The organism is Paenibacillus sp. ICGEB2008 (assembly GCF_000307675.1).
Lineage (GTDB): Bacteria > Bacillota > Bacilli > Paenibacillales > Paenibacillaceae > Paenibacillus > Paenibacillus polymyxa.
The window spans coordinates 153,499-172,672 of sequence record NZ_AMQU01000007.1; the positions used below are offsets into that span (position 1 = coordinate 153,499).

The 19,174-nt window shown below is 48.1% G+C and carries 13 protein-coding genes; all 13 read left to right on the top strand.

The window, feature by feature from the left end; all coding sequences use genetic code 11:
* Window positions 1-14 precede the first annotated feature (14 nt).
* A complete protein-coding gene (locus C400_RS0105680) occupies window positions 15-1,583 on the top strand; it encodes a hypothetical protein (RefSeq protein ID WP_017426271.1) in 1,569 nt (522 codons plus the stop codon).
* A gap of 19 nt (window positions 1,584-1,602) precedes the next feature.
* Entirely contained in the window at window positions 1,603-2,421 is an 819-nt protein-coding gene (locus tag C400_RS0105685; RefSeq protein ID WP_017426272.1) for a nucleotidyltransferase domain-containing protein, read from the top strand.
* Between the two features lie 21 nt (window positions 2,422-2,442).
* The gene (locus C400_RS0105690) at window positions 2,443-3,882 is read left to right on the top strand and encodes a 3' terminal RNA ribose 2'-O-methyltransferase Hen1 (RefSeq protein ID WP_017426273.1); all 1,440 of its coding nucleotides are present in this window, start codon (window positions 2,443-2,445) and stop codon (window positions 3,880-3,882) included.
* Entirely contained in the window at window positions 3,879-6,488 is a 2,610-nt protein-coding gene (locus C400_RS0105695; RefSeq protein WP_017426274.1) for a polynucleotide kinase-phosphatase, read from the top strand. The genes C400_RS0105690 and C400_RS0105695 overlap by 4 nt, the downstream gene beginning before the upstream one ends.
* Before the next feature lie 20 nt (window positions 6,489-6,508).
* Window positions 6,509-7,306, top strand: a complete 798-nt coding sequence (locus C400_RS0105700; RefSeq protein WP_017426275.1) for a TatD family hydrolase — start codon at window positions 6,509-6,511, stop codon at window positions 7,304-7,306.
* Between the two features lie 457 nt (window positions 7,307-7,763).
* A complete protein-coding gene (locus C400_RS0105705; RefSeq protein WP_026065374.1) occupies window positions 7,764-8,360 on the top strand; it encodes an ECF transporter S component in 597 nt (198 codons plus the stop codon).
* Window positions 8,360-9,844 (top strand): ABC transporter ATP-binding protein, encoded by a 1,485-nt coding sequence (locus C400_RS0105710; RefSeq protein WP_017426277.1) that lies wholly within the window; start codon window positions 8,360-8,362, stop codon window positions 9,842-9,844. The genes C400_RS0105705 and C400_RS0105710 overlap by 1 nt, the downstream gene beginning before the upstream one ends.
* Window positions 9,819-10,610, top strand: a complete 792-nt coding sequence (locus tag C400_RS0105715) for an energy-coupling factor transporter transmembrane component T family protein (RefSeq protein WP_017426278.1) — start codon at window positions 9,819-9,821, stop codon at window positions 10,608-10,610. The genes C400_RS0105710 and C400_RS0105715 overlap by 26 nt, the downstream gene beginning before the upstream one ends.
* A 139-nt stretch (window positions 10,611-10,749) precedes the next feature.
* Entirely contained in the window at window positions 10,750-11,475 is a 726-nt protein-coding gene (locus C400_RS26125) for a methionine ABC transporter ATP-binding protein (protein WP_017426279.1), read from the top strand.
* Complete coding sequence (locus C400_RS0105725; RefSeq protein ID WP_016819897.1) at window positions 11,468-12,139, top strand: methionine ABC transporter permease; 672 nt, start codon at window positions 11,468-11,470, stop codon at window positions 12,137-12,139. The genes C400_RS26125 and C400_RS0105725 overlap by 8 nt, the downstream gene beginning before the upstream one ends.
* Before the next feature lie 276 nt (window positions 12,140-12,415).
* Complete coding sequence (locus tag C400_RS0105730; protein WP_016819898.1) at window positions 12,416-13,273, top strand: MetQ/NlpA family ABC transporter substrate-binding protein; 858 nt, start codon at window positions 12,416-12,418, stop codon at window positions 13,271-13,273.
* A 346-nt stretch (window positions 13,274-13,619) separates the two neighbouring features.
* Window positions 13,620-14,039 (top strand): hypothetical protein, encoded by a 420-nt coding sequence (locus C400_RS0105735; protein WP_017426280.1) that lies wholly within the window; start codon window positions 13,620-13,622, stop codon window positions 14,037-14,039.
* A gap of 15 nt (window positions 14,040-14,054) precedes the next feature.
* Window positions 14,055-19,022 (top strand): DUF4132 domain-containing protein, encoded by a 4,968-nt coding sequence (locus tag C400_RS0105740; RefSeq protein ID WP_017426281.1) that lies wholly within the window; start codon window positions 14,055-14,057, stop codon window positions 19,020-19,022.
* Window positions 19,023-19,174: the final 152 nt, after the last annotated feature.

Consider the following 19,174-nt stretch of genomic DNA (forward strand, 5'->3'; position numbering starts at 1 on the left):
AAGGGTGAGGCAACATGTTTGGACGATTCAAAAATGAAGTGTTATATCCATGGGTAGGTAAGCTTTCGATTTATGAAACGATTAAGCAGGGATTGGACTCTCAGGGCAGGCTTACGGATGATCATTTGCCGGATGATGAAGAATACTGGGCAGGTCACACGATGCGTTGGGTGGCAGGAGGGCTGGATGGAGCGTTTGGGCATCACGGCGCTGGCGGAGATGGAGAGACTGAGAAAATTAAGGAGCTAGCACACTTGTTGTCCAGACAATGCCGCAAGCCAGGGATGAAAACAAGACGTGAGACGTATGTACGCTTGATGGAGGAAAATGCGCTCAGCCTGATTGATCCGCTGCTAGATGCGGTGCGCGAACATCCAGCAATTCAGCCGGATCGATTGTATGAGGAAGCGCGTTGGCTGGCCGAACACGGAGCACATCGCAATGTGGTGAAGGTCGGTATTGCGCTGCTCGGATTGCTGGAGACAGAGCAGCACCACGAGCTTATTTTAACGCTAGCCAAGCATGATGAATTCACGCTATATGCGGCTGTAGCTATCCGTAATATTTCGGATCAGGCCAATGAGCAGTTGTATAATTTAGCCTTACAGGTACATGGTTGGGGACGTATTCACGTCGTGGAACGACTGGAGCCGGCGCGGCAGGAAATACGTGATTGGTTATTACGGGAAGGATTCCGCAATAATGTCATGTATGAGTACCTTGCTTATGAATGCGCTCATAAAGGCGAGCTGCATACAGCCATGGCTGTACCGCACATTGATCGGGAGTTGTTTGACGGAGCAGGCGATATACTGTCGGCATTGCTGGCGGCAGGCGGACCTGCGGAAAGTATAGACGATTATGAGCATGCCGCTATGGTCATAGGCAACTACCTTCGTCATGCTAAGACTATGTGTACGACTGTGAAGCATCTTACGATCATCATGGATATTGCGGACTTCCTCGATGAAGAAGACGATTCATGGGAGGCACGTTATGAGCATGAATGGACGCCGGAATTACGTAAACGTTACACGTCGATATGCCAGCAGATGATGGACGATCCGCAGTGGATGAAGCTGGTAGAGCAGGAACTACATCATGCAGATTCACCGCATCTTCACTGTGCCATTCGCGCAGCTCGAATGCTAGCACTAGATGTATGGCCCGTGCTATTTGATCAATTAAGCAAACACCCAGTCAAGCCTAATCTGTACTTTGAACTTAGCAAGACAGAGGATGAACAGCGGGCATGTAAGCTGGTGGCTTTTGCAGAAAAGCACTTGCCTCTGGGAGAGATAGCTTCCGGTCCTGCTGATGTGCCGGGCTTTGGACCGGAGTATGAAGCGCATCAATGTCTGGGGATGCTGCTGCAACTATTGTCTTCTTACGAAGGAATGGGACAAGAGCTAGTTGCTACCGGACTTTGGAGCCCGGTGACCTCCAATCGCCGTGCAGCGCTTCATGTACTCAAGGAATGGCCTTCTGAGATGTGGGGAGAGGCAACGATAGAGCGCCTTCGTTGCTTATCGGAAGCTGAAACGGAGGAGTCGATCAGAGAACAGATTCGGGAAATACTTTAAGGATAAGGGAGGGAACAACATGACAGATATGAAGCATGGGCAGGGTTTCATTCAACCGGAAATGCGCGAAACGATTTTGCGTGAACTGCGCGCGTTGGAGCAGGAAGAGCAGGTGCGCATTGTGTACGCCTGTGAATCAGGCAGTCGGGCATGGGGGTTTCCTTCACAGGACAGTGACTATGATGTACGATTTATTTATGTAAGACCCATAGAATGGTATTTATCTATTTTTGATAAGCGGGATGTGATTGAGCGGCCAATCAGCAATATGCTGGATATAAACGGTTGGGATTTGAAAAAGGCGCTCCATTTATTTCGCAAATCCAATCCGCCTTTGCTGGAATGGCTGCAATCTCCGATTCCCTATCTGGAGCAATATTCAGTGGCCGATCAGATCCGTGCAATCTCGCCGTTAACCTTCTCTCCGAAGTCCTGTATGTATCACTATCTGAATATGGCACGGGGAAACTATCGGGACTATTTGCAAGGTGAACAGGTGAAAATTAAAAAATATTTTTACGTGCTGCGTCCGCTGCTGGCCTGTGGCTGGATTGAACGTTACAACAGTATGCCTCCTATCAAATTCGTAGACTTGCTAGCGGAATTCATTCCGGCAGATACCGAACTTTATCAGGTGATCGAGCTTTTGCTGGAGCGTAAAAAAGCGGGTGAGGAGCTGGATATGGAGCCGCAGCTTTCGGTGGTGAATGACTTTATTGAACAGCAAATTGCTTATTTTGAACAGAAGGCGCCTTTGCTTCAGCATATGGAGGGCGGACGGGATCAGCAATTGGACGAGATGTTCCGCGCTGCGGTGAATGAAGTATGGAAAACATAAGCAGGGAAGGAGAAGTGGAGTATGCACATCACGCTAAAAGCAACCGGAAACAATGCTGGGATGATTTCGCATTTGCTCGCCAAGAACCCTTACAATACGTATGATCGCACGGAAAAGGGTGCACGTGTACGCATGGTGTACACCACTTTTACAGAGGAAGAGGCAGAAATCGTCATTCAGGCTTCACCAGATTCAATAGATTTGGTCAAAAACAGTCCGGATAGCTATGACATTACACAATATATTAATGACCGGGAGTTTGTAACCAGCAGCTTGTTCTGTACCTATATTCGCGGCGCGCTTGGCACAGCCCTGAACGGCAAACCCAAGGAAGACTATACAGCGTGGGTGACGCATCCTTTTGCGCTGGAGTTATCGTTTGGGCCTGTTGCGTCAGATTTGCCAGATGCTGTGGTGGAGGGACTATTTGCGCCGCTGGGCTATCAAGTGACCATCGAACGAGGGAAAGCGGATTATTCTTTTCAGCTGAAAAATCGAAGCACCGTCAGATATGTCACGCTAAGTGGCCATCAGACGGTGCAATATGCGCTGCGTCAGTTATTGCTGTTGATTCCAGTGTTGGATAATTATAAGCACTACTATATTAGCGAAGAAGAGTTTGATAAGCTGAAACGTTACGGTGAAGGCTGGCTGCAAGAGCATCCGATGCGCGAGCTCATCATTCGACGCACGCTTCATTTTACCAATCTGATTGAGCAATTTGAGCAATCTGATTCTGCTGCTACACAGACTGAAAAACATGCGGTCCAAGAACAAAACCATAATCACGAACAGGATCAGCAGCAAGATCAGTCACTGGAGGAAGGAAAGCAACAGCCTGTAATGCGGCTAAATGAGCTGCGGTATCAAGCCATTATGGATGTGATTCGCAAGCTGCCCCGAAGACAGAAAATCGTAGATTTTGGATCAGGGGAAGGGAAGCTCTCGGCTCGGATGGCTCGAATCAAGGGCATTGAAGAGATTTGGGCGGTGGAGCCGTCTGCATATGCACAGGTGAGGGCTGTGGAGCGTTTTGCCAAGCTGGAAAGGCATGCCGATGCAATTCGCCCTACACCTATGATGGGCTCTCTCTTTTATTATGATGAACAATTGCGGGGAAAAGATGTGATGATCCTGTGTGAGGTCATTGAGCATGTGGATGAGCATCGTCTGAACCGGGTGATGGATACGATTGTGACAGAATATCAGCCGGGTGTGCTGATCGTGACGACTCCCAATCGAGAATATAATGAGGTGTATCGTATGGATCAGCAAGAGCTGCGGCATGGCGATCACCGTTTTGAATGGAGCAGAAGCGAGTTTCGTGAACGATGCGAGCAATGGATTGAGGAAGCTCCCTATTCATTAGCGCTGGAAGGGATCGGAGAAGAGGTCGAAGGCTTTGGACAACCGACCCAAATGGCTGTATTTACGCGCAGAAAGGAGCCGAAGAATTCATGAGCATTTCATCCGAACGAACGATTAATCTACCGCATGCTGGACTGGTTGTGTTGGTAGGGGCCTCGAATAGTGGCAAAACCACTTTACTGGACAGGCTGGTGAGCGAAGGGATTCTATTGAAAACGGAAGTGGTATCCTCAGATCATTTTCGCCAGCTGGTCGGAGATACGGAATTTATAGACTGGAGCGGACTTCCAAGGCTGGAATCGGACGTGCTGTTTTATGAGTACCAGCAGATGTCAGCCAAGGCGTTTGAAGCGATGGATACCATTCTGGCTATGCGCTGTCGTCTGAATAAGCTGACGGTTGTGGATGCCACCCATCTGTATGCTGAGGATCGCCAGAAATATGTACAGCTGGCAGCCAAGGCGCATGTACCTGTGATGGTTCTGGTGCTGGATGTACCCGAATCTGTGCTGCTGGAACGTGATGCAGGCAGGGCGCATCCGCGTGGTCGCCAACGGGTCAAGCAGCAGGCACAGCTGTTAAAGCGGGACCTGCGCGGTATCCGGGAAGAAGGTTTTAACGCTTGTTATGTCCTCAAGGATGTAGAAAAGCTTAACTTCGCCCGCCGTGCTCAGCCGCTGTTTCATGATATAAGTGCAGGCATTGATATCATTGGTGACATCCACGGGTGCTACCGGGAGATGCTGGAAGTGCTAGAGCGGCTCGGATATATGGAAGATACGGAAGGACTATATCATCATCCAGAAGGCAGAAGACTGGTATCCGTTGGGGATGTGATGAGCCGTGGCCCAGCATCGTTATTAGCGGTGCAGTTCTGGAAAAAGCACGTGGATGCTGGACTCGCCTACATGATTGACAGCAATCATGGTTGGAAAATCGGTCGTTACCTTGATGGAAGAAAAGTAACTCTCAATCATGGAGATGAACGATTCGCAGAGGAACTGGTTCAATATGAACAACAAGCGGGCAAGGCAGCAGCGGAACAGCTTAGAGGCGAGCTGAGGGATTTTCTGCTACATGCGCCCTCTCATCTTATTTTCGGCAGAAATGGGTTGCGACACCTGGTTGTGACTCATGCGGGGATTAAGGATCATTTTATTGGCAAACAGTCGGCACGTATTTCTGATTACTGTCGTTATGGAGATACGGATGGTCAGGATGCAGACGGAAAACCAATCCGCAAAGATTGGTTCGTAGACCATGAATCGGGAGAAATAGTAGTATGGGGACATGACCCGAGACCGCAGCCTACGATTGTGAACCAGACGGTGAATATTGATCAGGGTGTGGTATTTGGCGGCATGCTGACCGCTTATCGTTATCCGGAAAAGGAATTTGTCAGCGTTCCGGCTCATGAGAATTATGCGAATGACCCCGATAGCCCACTTGTCAGGTGGCAGAAAAAACGGTTTTCCCCGCCGAATTTACGTAAGCTCATCGCTGGTTACAGTGTACTGACGGAATCGTATGGCGAAGTGCGCGTACAAGGAGAATGGGTCAAATCCGCTATAGATACCGTGTCACATGTGACAGTACCGATGGAGGAACTGGTGTACATTCCACCAACTATGAGTCCTGCTCCCACGATTTCCGCAGAAGAAGGATATCTGGAGCATCCGCGTGAGGCGCTGGCTTATTATCGTGGTCAAGGCGTACAAACGATGGTAGCGGAGAAAAAGCATATGGGTAGCCGGGCGATTTTGCTATTATTCAAAAACGAACAGGCTGCTGTCGAATATGTAGGATACCCGACATTAGGCACGATCTACAGCCGCAGCGGCCGCCCTTTCTTTGGACCAGGCCTTGCGAAGCAGGTGCTGGAAAAGCTGAATGCCGATCTACAGACTGCCGGGTATTTTGAGCGGAATCAGACGGATTTCGTGTTGCTGGATGCAGAAATAGTACCGTGGAATCTCAAGGCTCGGGAACTGATTGCCGCACAGTATGCGCATGTGGGTGAAGCAGCTCTGCTGGATCGCAGTAAGCTGGTAGACAAGCTGAAGCAGGCGGAGGTTGCAGGCCGGGAGGTTGGAGACTGGCTGGAGGAAATGGAACGGAAATATGGCAATGCCGTAACGTTCCAAGAAGCTTTTCAAAAATATTGCTGGGATGTAGACGGTCTGGATGAAATTCGTATTGCACCGTTTCATACACTGGCCCACAGCGGCCGGACGTTTTTTGACCAATCTCATCTTTGGCATATGGAGCACAACCGGGAGCTAGCAGGACTGTCCTCGCTGTTTATGGAGACAGAGTATCGGGTCATCACGGACGAAGCAAGCGAGGAAGAGGTTATCCGCTGGTGGAATGAGATGACAGAGGATGGTCATGAGGGCATTGTGATCAAGCCGGAACGCTTTTTGATGAAAAATCGGGACAAGATGATTCAGCCTGCAATCAAGGTGAGAGGCCGGAAGTATTTGCATATCATTTACGGTATGGATTATCTTGCCCCTGAGAATTTAAAGCGTCTGAAGCAGCGCCGAACGAACAAAAAGGAGCGTCATGCCCTGATGGAAGGAGCGCTTGGTATGGAGGGCGTAGAACGTTTTGTCCGCAAGGATACGGTGGATCGTATTCATGAATGCGTCCTTGCCGCGCTATCTCTGGAATCGGAGCCGATTGATCCGAGATTGTAGTTTGCGAAGGAGGGATTGAGATGGATAGGAGTACACCGTTAATTGATATTGGTGTGAACTTGATGCACCGTTCGTTTCATGGAGATCGGGAACAGGTGGTAGAGAGAGCAGCGGCTGCAGGAATTACACCGTTAATTATTACCGGAACCAGTGTCCGGAGCAGTCGGGAGGCTGCTCAGTATGCGGCTCGTTATCCGGGTAAACTGTACACGACGGCTGGCGTGCATCCCCATGATGCCAAAAGTTGCAGCACAGATACGATTCAGCAGCTCCGCCAACTTGCGGCTCAGCCGCAGGTCGTATCCATAGGGGAATGCGGGTTGGATTATAACCGTGATTTTTCTCCGCGTGATGTACAGCGCCGATGGTTCGGAGAGCAGATTCAACTGGCGGGGGAGCTGCATATGCCTTTATTCCTGCATGAACGAGATGCGCATGAGGACTTTGTTGCTATGTTGCGAGAGCATCAGGGGCTTGTTGATAAAGCGGTGGTGCATTGTTTTACCGGCACTGCACAGGAATTGCATACGTATGTGGAGATGGGACTGTATATCGGTATTACGGGCTGGATCTGTGATGAACGGCGCGGCAAGCATCTGCGGGAGCTGGTCAGGGATATTCCATTGGACCGGTTGATGATTGAAACGGACGCTCCATTTTTGACCCCGCGTAATTTGCCCGTGAAGCCCAAAGAAGGGCGTAATGAGCCGGTGTATCTCGCTCACATCGCCGCTACGATTGCCGAGTGCACAGGCCGCAGCATGATGGAGATCGAAATTGCGACGACGGAAACGGCCAAACGTTTCTTCGGATTATAGGATTGTCAAAGCCATGGATGTGGTATATATTATAGTGAATTAAAAAGCATTGTCGGGAGCTTGAGATAGTCAGGCTGAGAGGGTGGCCCTTGCCGCCGACCGTGAAATCTGATCTGGGTAATGCCAGCGTAGAGAAACCTAGAACACCTTACAAGAAACAGGAATACCGCCGATTAGCGGCGGCTAGTCGATGGATACGTTTCATATCCTATATCAAGTTAATGAGCTACAGTCTGTAAAAAGTTGCAGACGGACAAGCGTGTCTTGTTCTGTACCTGACTTTGGCTTGGTTTTAGTGCAGTAGACTGCTGTGCTATATGAGATATGTCGACAACTGATAATGTATGGTGATCATTTTATGACTGCGCATAAAGCTTGCCTGGAGATTCAGCTCCGGACAGGCTTTTTTTTTATGGCCAAATGGCCTATTTTAAAGAAAAAGGGGAGCGTATCAACAATGAATACGAATGTAAGAGCGTCCAAAGGGCTGAAGCTGACTGATATTTTGGTCACGATTGTAATCTCCGTGGTATTCGGGCTGGTCTACAAAATATGGGGACCTGCCTATGATTTGATGAAACCATTCGGTCTGCACGCCGAACAACTAATGTATGGCATGTGGTTTATGGCTGGCACGTTCGCTTATCTCATCATTCGCAAACCGGGTGTTGCGATTTTGGCAGAGGTGGCCGCGGCAACCGTCAGTGCTTTTTTGGGAAGTGAATGGGGCATGTCCACCTTGTACTATGGTTTGCTGCAAGGCTTGGGAGCGGAGCTGTTCTTTGCGATTTTTCTGTATCGGAACGCCAACCTGTGGGTTGCTTCACTAGCTGCGGCAGGAGCGGCTGTCACTTCTCTGATTTTAGACTTCAGCTATGGGTATATTGATCAGCTATCGACCTGGAACTATGCTTTGTATATTGGATTTCGGATGATTGGCAGTATTGTGATTGCTGGAATATTCGCTTTCTATCTGGCTAAGGCATTGGAAGTAACCGGCGTTACGCGAAGTTTGAGACCGGCAACGGAACAAGATTATAAGGGGCTGGATTGATGAGTCCGACCAACGAAGATGTGGTGGCTTCGATCACCCGTCTTCGGTTGAAATTCCCCGGTGAGCAAGAGCTGCTTTTTCACAATATTTCCTTATCTGTTCGCAAAGGGGAAAAGCTGCTGCTACTGGGGCCGAGCGGATGCGGCAAATCAACGCTGCTTCAGGTGCTGAGCGGTCTGATTCCACGCACGATAGAAGTGCCTATGAAATGCGATGCTGCCGTGATCCCGAGTCTCTCTGGTATTGTATTTCAAGATCCCGACACACAGTTTTGTATGTCATATGCAGACGAGGAACTGGCTTTTGTATTGGAAAATAAGCAGGTTCCAAGGGAGCAGATGCCATCCCGTATTCGCGAGCTGCTAATGCAGGTTGGTCTTCCAACGGATGATATACATCTGCCCATTGCCAGCATGTCACAAGGAATGAAACAGCGGCTGGCGATTGCATCGGTGCTGGCTATGGAGCCGGAAGTGCTTTTTCTGGATGAGCCGACAGCCTTGTTGGACGAGGAAGGTACTACACAGGTGTGGGATACCATTCGCAACATTTCGGCAGACCAGACGCTGGTGATTGTAGAGCATAAAATTAATGAAATTGTCCAGGATGTGGATCGGATTGTGGTGCTTTCTGCTCAAGGGGAGATTATTGCGGACGGAAGGGCGGAAGAAGTATTTCATATACACCGACAAGCATTATCCGAGTATGGCGTGTGGTATCCGGGAGTATGGGATGAATCGTCTTCACCACGTTGGAATGATTCTATGACGCAGCAGAATGATGCGTTGCTTGCGGATAGTCCGTCCACTTCAGCATGTACAACAAATTTGCTGGAGTTGGAACATTTTAGCGGACTTCGGGGAGGGAGCTCAGTCATTTATGTGGAGCAAGCGCAGGTGAAGCCTGGCGACTGGATTGGTGTGGTCGGTGAAAACGGGGCTGGCAAAAGCTCGCTTTTGCTCTCTATGATGCGCTTACTTCACACGCAGGGGTGTTATCGCGTGTGCGGAGCTGAGGCAGGCAATACGGAGCAACTGGCTGAGCGCATTGGGTTCGCGTTTCAAAATCCAGAGCTGCAATTTGTAGCGAACACCGTACGAAGGGAACTGGAATATTCGTTACCCAAGAGCCTGTTTACAGCTGAACAGTGTAGGGAACGAGTGGATCGAATGCTTATACAGTTTGGACTGGAGCGGCTGGATGAACGCCATCCGTATCAGCTCTCGCTGGGCCAAAAAAGGCGGTTGAGTATTGCTACGGCAATGATCCGGGAGCCGGAAGTGCTGCTGCTGGACGAACCGACTTTTGGGCAGGATGCGCGTAATACCTTTGTCATGCTGGATATGTTGGAACAGCTGAGAGTGGCAGGCACGGCCATTGTGATGGTTACGCATGACCCGGAAATTGTCCGTCGATATTGCACTGATATATGGCGGATTCAGAAAGGGGAACTACTGTATGAGTCTGTCCTTTCCTCATCATGAAACATGGCTGCATCGTGTGAATCCGGGCCTAAAGCTCGTAATGTTTTCTCTGCTGTTTGTGATCGTTATAGTCATCCATGATCCGAACGTTATGTTTAATGTTACATGTGCTATGCTGCTGTTGCTTGTCTGGTCAGGCCATCCATGGAAGCGGCTGCTGCTGTACGGATCTCCCTTTATATTGGTGTTTATTTCAACCTCAACAGGCATGATGATGTTTGGCAAGGGAGTGACGACCTGGTGGACATGGGGTCTGATCCATATTACGCAGGAAAGCTTTTTCCGAGGGATGCATCTGGGTTTTCGTGCACTGAGTATGGCCGCAGCAGGGTTGCTGTTTGGTTTAACGACTCGTCCGGTGAGCCTTTTTTATTCACTGATGCAGCAATGGAAGCTCCCTCCCAAGTATGCGTACAGCTTTTTGGCAGCTATGCGGTTGATGCCGATGATGCTGGAGGAATTTCAGGCTTTGAGACATGCCCACCGTATTCGAGGTTTGCACCAGCATGTGTCCAAATGGAATATGTATGCCACGCTGCGCAGGTACGCAATTCCGCTGCTCGCTCAAAGTATCCGGCGTGCGCAGCGCATTGCTATAGCCATGGAAGCCAAGGGCTTTGCTAATGAAACCAAGCGTACGTATTATTATGCGATCGGCTATTCGGCTGTAGATATTATATTTATTTTGTATTTTGTGGTGCTGCTGATGCTAGCTTGGGGACTTGGTACCTGCTTTCCTTATGTGGGGGTATGGGATGTACGTTAATTGTTGTCAAAAGGCTTTGCCCGATTTCTGCTCTGTGGTATATTAATGCAATGGGAATTGACGGCTCGTACAGACCCGCCTGGGCTGGCGGGCTTATTACATTTTCCCGCAGTAATGGATCATCAGGAGGCCAAGTTTCATGATTACGCTGCATCAGGTAAACAAGCATTATACCACCTCAAGCGGCCCATTTCATGCGGTTCAATCCGTGTCTCTTCAAGTGGAGGAAGGGGAAATTCACGGTATCATAGGTGCCAGCGGTGCCGGCAAGTCTACGTTGCTCCGGTTGATGAATGTATTGGAAAGGCCGGATGAGGGAAACGTGGTTGTGAACGGGGAAGATCTGACTCGCATGCCGGAAAAACGTCTCCGTGAAGCGCGGCGATCCATAGGGATGATTTTTCAGCATTATCATCTTGTTCATAATCGGACGGTAAGTGGAAATGTAGCAATGCCGTTGGAGCTGGCAGGTGTCGCGAAAAAAGAGCGAGCGGAACGCGTGCGCGAATGCCTGCAATTCGTTGGTTTAGCGGATAAGGCAGAACAGTATCCGGCACAACTGAGCGGAGGCCAAAAGCAACGTGTGGCGATTGCCAGAGCATTGGCGAATCGCCCTGCGGTGCTGCTTTGTGATGAGCCGACCTCAGCCCTTGACCCGCAGACGACCGCTGATATTCTGGGCGTGTTAAGGGAGATCAACCGTGAACTGGGAGTTACGATTGTAATCGTCACACACGATATGGACGTGGTACGCGATATTTGTACCCGTGTATCCGAAATGCGGGACGGGAAATTACTTTCAACGAAACATGTAGCTGACCCTATGGTAGGTTCAACCTTGGAAGCAGGTGAAGCTGATGAATGACATGTTGAACATCATTGCACAGTATCAGTCAGAGATATGGAAAGCCATCGGGGAGACGTTTATCATGGTGGGGATTTCTATCGCAGCAGCTGTACTGTTAGGGCTTCCGGCAGGAACGATTTTATATTTGTGTGGTAAAGGGCAAAAATATGAAAATCGACTGCTCTTCACCATACTGAACAGTCTGGTCAATGTTATCCGCTCGTTTCCGTTTTTGCTGCTCGTGGTGTTTATGATTCCATTTACACGTTTGGTGGTAGGCACGGCGCTGGGCACGATGGCAGCTACGGTTCCCTTGTCAGTGGTAGCTATCGCCTATTATTCGAGACTGGTGGAACAATCGTTGCTTGAGGTGCCCAAGGGTGTGATTGAAGCCGCTACGTCTATGGGAGCATCCACCCTCCAGCTTATTTTTAAATTTCTATACGTGGAAGCCCGTTCCGGACTTGTACTGGGTTTGACCACGTCCACCATTAGCTTCATCTCCTACTCCACGGTGATGGGCATAGTGGGCGGCGGCGGGGTAGGTGATTTTGCCATTCGCTATGGTTACCAGCGGTTTGAAACAGGTTTGATGGCGTTCACCATCGTCGTTATGATTATTTTCGTACAAACGATCCAGTTCACCGGAAGCACCATATCTCGCCGGATCGACAAGCGGTAAACGGCAGATTGTATGGCAATTCACTTGCAACACCCACTATGGGAAATAAAAATAACTTTACAGTACCTCAAAAGCGGAGAGAAGGATTTGAATCTGGAGAAGCGTTAGCGTTCGCCTTTGAAATGGGATTCAAACCTATAAATTACTTTAGAAATCAGAGAGAATCCCATTTCAACAGCGATCGTAAGATCAAATCATTCGCGAAGCGGCTACGGCTCCTACTGTAACTCATATTTTATCTTCCCAATCACAACTAATTTGGAGGTTCATCATCGAATGAGTCGGAAAAACAACATGAAAACGAACTTGAAATTACTTACACTATTTGCAGTGGTTATGCTGCTGGTTGCCGGATGCGGTGGTCAGAAGCAGGCTACACAAGAAACAACAACTAAAGAAGCAACATCCCAAAAAGAAGTGACCTTGAAAGTAGCCACGCTGATCCCACCGATGACAGATGTGCTGGATATCGTGAAGCCACTGCTTAAACAGGACGGAGTCAATCTGGAAATTGTTGTGCTGTCAGACAATATCCAACCGAACAACGCATTGGCAAGCCGTGAAGTGGATGCTAACTTCTTTCAGCATGCTCCGTTTATGCAACAATATAATGAAAGCAACAAATCTGATTTGGTAGCGGTAAAACCGATTTACAACGCCATTTATGGCGCGTACTCCAAAAAATACAAGAACATTAAAGACCTGCCCGAAGGTGCGACGATTGCCATTGCCAATGATCCGGCCAATACCGGACGTTCTTTGGTAATGATGGAGCAAAACGGTCTAATCAAGCTTAAAGAAGGTGTAGGCTATAATGCTACACAGGCTGATATTATTGAGAATAAGAAAAAGTTTGTGTTTAAAGAAGTGGATTTGTTGATGCTGGCGCGGTCGCTGGATGATGTGGACATGGCTGCCATGTATCCCGCATATGCCAAGCCGCTCGGTCTGACACCGAAGAAGGACGCGCTGATTACCGAAAAAGATGATACGCACTTTGCCATTAATTTGGTAGCGCGTAAGGATAATGCAGATTCCGATGCCATTCAAAAGCTAGCAAAACGAATGACCGGACCGGAAGTACGCAAATTTTTTGAGGACAATTACAAGGATAGCGTTGTTCCAGCATTTTAAATAAATAAGTATTGAAACATTATTTTTGATGATATTTGACCTGTATAATGGAGTGCAGTCTGTGAAGAGCAGATGGTCTCCCTTGTGCAGGTCTTTTTCTTTTTCATCCTTAATATGGGTAAAATTCATCGAAATCAGGGTACAAAGTCTTATTTTTTAAGATTTTAGTGTATTACAGCACTGTGAATTTTGGTCATAAAGGGTGATAGAGTAATGATAAGGAACCTATTAAAATAAATATACGAACAAACATTCGTTTTATGTTTTGTTAACGATGTTTGTAGGAGGGTCGAGAAATTCAGCTGACAACGGTTCAAAAGCGTCAATAAAAAGGAAGGGAAACAATATGAAGCTGTTTGTAACTGTAAAAAGTTTGGGAAAGCGTAAACCCGCACTCGCACAACAGGAAATAGAGCTGAGCCCTACTCCAGAAACATTGCGAGATTTGATTACAGCAACCGTTGCCCTGAATGTTCAAAAGCTACGGGAAAAGCAGGAGAGTGTCGCGCTGATTCCGTTCCTCACGGAAGAGGAAATTCAGGCACAAGGCGAGACAGGCAAAGTTGGATTCGGTTCCATATATAATGATGGTGTTCCTAATATTGAGGCTGCCGTGAACACGGCAATGCAGGCCTTTGAGGATGGTTTATACAGGGTTTTTGTATGTGATGAGGAAGCGATTGAACTGGACGCTCCTTTGTCACTTCATGCAGGGGATGAGATTGTATTTATACGCTTCACAATGTTGGCTGGAGGCCTATGGTAGAGGAGGAGACGAAATATGCATCAGGAGAACAATGAGCAAGAATATTTCGCCACACTGAAAGAGCGCGCGGCGCAACTGGGTGGACAACAGCAGGAGTTGGCTCAGTATGTTGTGGAACTGGGTAAGCTTCATTACATACAAGAGGTTGAGGAGCCATTTATCAAATGTCAGCAAATACTGAAAGAACGGGCGGCAGAAAGCGGAGAACCGCTGTTCAAGCCACTGGCAGAAGTGTTGCGTTCTCTAATTGGACAAACAGCTGGCGATGTGTTTGCACATCTAACCGAGCATGTGACCGAATATCCTTACAGCACTGGGTATGAGCGCAGACCGTTTCGCACTTCGGAAATTACCGCTCATACTTCCCGGGTTTATAAAAAAATGGTGCAGTTGATCCGAATGGACTGTATCGGATTCTCTATAATGGATTATTTAACGAAAAAGGATTACGAACCAGGCAGGGATTACCGGATTCAGGAAACGATTGGGGATTGGATTGCTTACGAGCTAGACAATGGCAATTCACAGGTGCTTGAGGCGCTAAAAGCTATTATTTATGGGGATAATCAGGCGGCGCTACTTACACGCAATATGATTAAAGGCATGCTGCTGAGCCATCAAGAAGAGAATTATCATATGATTGGCGAGCTGCTGGCAGCGGCCAAGCTTCAGGAGGGATTGCGCCAAAGCATTGTGGAGCAAATGGATGAAGGAACTCCAGAGGCTCTCATTTATCTGTTAAAGGTGATCATCGACCAAGGCTTCATTCGTTACAGTTCGGTGGTGCGGGCGCTTGCAGTCTGGACGGGCATGGGCTTGGAATCCGCCAATCAGCGGGTCGTTCGCCAACTGATCGAGCAGGCATATGAAGCATTGACTCGCAGTGAATTGCGTCAGGAATGGCTGACCAGTTCAAATGCTAACGAACTGTATATGAGTTTGTGGGCTACAGCAGTACATGAGGAACGTGACTTGTATGGACAGGTTCGCCAACTTATGGAGCAGGGGGCAGCTTACCAGAAGATTGTAGCTCAGTATGTACTGTCTAATACTAAAAACAAGGATTTGCGCCTCGGAATTGCAAGAGAATATCTGGATGAGACGGATCCGGAGCTTCGCTATTGGATACTCACGAACTATACAACTGATTATTTTTATGAATGGGTAGAAGGCGGGACGGTCGCGGATCGAATCGTTAAAGTGGCGCGCACTCCTTTGCTGGAGAGCAAAGAGGAGCGTCGTAAGGATTTTGAACGACTTCATAATCTATTTGTACATATGAAAAAGGGTGAGTCTACCGAGCCTTCCAAGGTGCTGGATTATGTAAACCTGTATCACCGCTCGGATGCACCTATTCAAAAAATGCTGTATCTCGCTGGTTATGATATGGATGCTTCCTGGATTGGGGAAATTATAGCCTTAAAGGATCAGATTAGCCCTAATCTGCGCGGCGAGATATTGAACCATTTTGTGCAGAACCCTGAGGATGCGGTACAGCGTGATTTTATTTTTTCCAGCTTGTCTGACAAAAGTATGAGTATCCGTGAGTTCGCTGTGGCCAAGGCGCGCAAGCTGACGCTGTCGGAACCAGAAATGCAGCAAATGGAAGCTTTATTAAAGCTCAAGACAGGCTCGTTGCGACAAAGTGTCATTGGTGTGTTGCTTTCACAATCGGAAGATCCGCTCGCTGGCTCATTGGAACGCTTGCTTCGTGCGAAGGCGGAACTGCAACGATTGGGTGGACTGGAAATATTGACAAAGATATATGCAGACCCGGATCGTGCCCAGCAGTATGAAAATCTGCGGGCTTTAGCGGATATCATTCAGCAACCCACCGCCAAAGAGGAGCAACTGCTGTCCAAGCTGGGACAGGAGGATGCTTATACAGGGACAAACGGCTTTGGCTTGTACGATCCGAATGTCAAGGAAGCTTGGTTGGAAGAGAAGGTTGATCTGGGTGATTTCCGAATGGCCGATGTTTTTGCTAGTCCATTGGAGAAGCTCAAGCAGTTTTTGAGTGGACTGGATGAGCTTATTCATCATCATCGTGATGTGGAATATACTGCGGAGTATTATTCAGGCTACAAAGATACATTGCTTATTGGGACGAATCTTCGCCCTCTACGACTGGTTCAGGTCGATGAAGAAGTAGATTCCAGGCTGTCTTTATATCCTCTTTATGAGGAATGGGAACGTTATTTGCAGGAAAGCGGCATAGAAGCACGTGATCTGCTGGAGCTTGTTTTTTATGATCGATTGGAGCCAATGGACCAAACGTTGGATCGCTACTATCGATATTTCTCATTTAACTTTGGCTATTCAGAACAAAGCAAGCAAAAGCTGCTAGAAGGATGGCGTAAAGACTTCGCCGAACAAATGTATCCTTTAGAGCGGATTAACGAGGTTCAAAAGTGGATGGCAGAGCTGACCTATTCCGATCAGGTAAGCACATTAATTAATGCTTATTTTATGGACACAGCCGGAGCCGAAACATTTGACGTAATCGACCTTGCCTTCAATTCACTAATGCAAAGCATGCCTAAGGATAGACCTGTAGAGGATATGGGAATGTTTCATTTATTGTCCGGCCCGTGGTTGGCATTGGAGAAAGGGCGAGTCCATGATAATGAGTCCTTTAAGCGCTTTTTCCATACCTTTGTGAACTACGCAGAATGGCCAGGCATGGAAAATCGTTTTTATTCTCCGCTGGATCTGGAGGATCACTTCAAAGCTTATGAAAAAGGACTGATCAGTGTAGGTGAAGTGTATCGGGAGCTGCTGGCCGGTAGTGAAAGCAGAAGGCATATGAGCACCTTAACCAATGCTCGTAATACATGGATTTCCAGCAAGCCAGAATTTTTGGAGATACGTCGTACGGTTATTGATCGACTGCTAGAGGTTGAATTGGTTCGAGGCGATTTGCCTACCGAAGCCACGTCAAAGGTGATGGGTCTGAGCCGGATTGAAGGCATGGATTATTTTATCCGTATTCTGGAGGGGCTCGACAAGGAAACGTTCGTGCGTGGTTATTTGTATGGCTACGGTGATCGTATTACCAAAAAAGAATCGTTCAGCCACTTGCTCAAGGCATGTTATCCAAGTGATGGCGAGGATGCTGCATTACTCAAGGAGAAGCTGAAGAAAACTAAAATTACAGATAAACGTTTGTTGGAGGCGGCAATGTATGCCCCACAATGGATTGAGATTGTAGCAGGCTATCTCGGGTGGGAAGGACTTCGCAGTGCAGCATGGTACTTCCATGCGCATATCAATGAAGGCTTTTCGGCTGAGAAGGAAACGATTGTAGCTCATTATTCACCGATAGCTCCGCAGGATTTTAATGATGGTGCCTTTGATATTCACTGGTTTCATGAGGCCTATGAGACGCTGGGCGAGGAACGATTTGATCTGCTGTACGACTGTGCCAAGTATATTTCGGCTGGAGCCAATCATCGTCGATCCCAATTGTTTGCGGATGCGACGTTGGGTAAGCTGAAACGGAGTGAAATGGAAAAATCAGTGGAAGATAAGCGAAACAAAGACCATTTGTTGACCTACAGTTTGATTCCACTTGCCGAGCCGCCTGAACCAGATGTCCGCGAACGTTATGATTTCATCCAGAAGTTTCTGGAACAAAGCAAGAAATTCGGGGCACAGCGTAAGGCTAGTGAGGCACTGGTTTCACGGATTGCGCTCGGGAATTTGGCACGTAATGCAGGTTATGATGACGTAACCCGTCTCGTCTGGGACATGGAAGCTCGCAAGCTGGATGATCTCCGCTCTTATTTTGAGCCCCATGCCTTGGATGAGGCTACAACGATACAACTGGTCATTGATGATGAAGGAACGGCAGATATTGAAATTGTCAGCAAAGGGAAGACGCTGAAATCCATTCCGGCTCGTTTCAAGAAGGATGAGTATGTTACGGCGTTGAAAGAGCTTAAAGGAGATCTGGTAGACCAATATCGCAGAGCTCGCAAAGAATTGGAACGCTCTATGGAGTCTGGTACGACCTTTATGGTGAAGGAATTAAGAGGATTGTTAGGCAATCCTGTGCTTGCTTCGCTGGTGAGGACACTGGTTTTCAAAGCTGGTGATCACCTCGGTTATTTTAATGGGGATACGTTAGTGTTGACTGCTCCTTCTGCTGAACAGCATACTATTGGAGAAGAGGATAAGTTGGTTATTGCACATCCACTTCATTTGTACGAAAGTGGTCGTTGGAGCGAATTCCAGAAGGACTTATTCGACCGCCAGATACGCCAGCCATTTAAGCAGGTGTTCCGTGAGCTGTATCTGCTGAATGCTGATGAACGTGCCAACGCGACAGTTTCCCGTCGGTATGCGGGACATCAGGTACAGCCGAATAAAACGGTATCCTTACTAAAAAGTCGCCAATGGACAGTCAGCTATGAAGACGGACTCCAGAAGGTGTACTATGCCGAGAATCTGATTGCGAACCTGTATGCCATGGCCGACTGGTTCTCACCAGCGGATACTGAGGCTCCTACACTGGAGACCGTGCAGTTCTTTGATCGGACAACATATAAGAGCGTGCCTTTGGAGGAGGTTCCACCTGTTCTGTTCTCTGAAGTTATGCGGGACGTGGATCTGGTCGTCAGTGTTGCTCATGTAGGCGGCGTTGATCCAGAGGCTAGTCTGACAACCGTTGAAATGCGTAAGGTCATTGTACAGGAATCCCTTCGTCTGCTAAAAATTAGCAATGTACGCTTAGATGGGAATTACGCACGTATAGATGGGAATCTTGGCGAGTATGCGGTGCACCTCGGAAGCGGTGGGGTCTACAAGCAAGCCAAGGGAGCACTGCACATTATTCCGGTGCATTCGCAGCATCGTGGTCGCATCTTCCTGCCGTTTCTGGATGAGGATCCAAGAACAGCCGAGATTCTATCCAAAATAGCGTTGCTGGCTGATGATCAGAAAATCAAGGACCCACAAATTCTTGAACAGCTTCAAGCGTAGGATAGAAATTGTAATATAGAGAAATTCATAATTAACTCAACGTTCGCATCTAGACAAGGTTACAAATCATCGACTGTGCAAGTGGAAGCTAAGTTTAGCTGCGGAGGTTGAGTTATTTAATATCAGGTATGAATCGAGCTCGAATAAGGAGA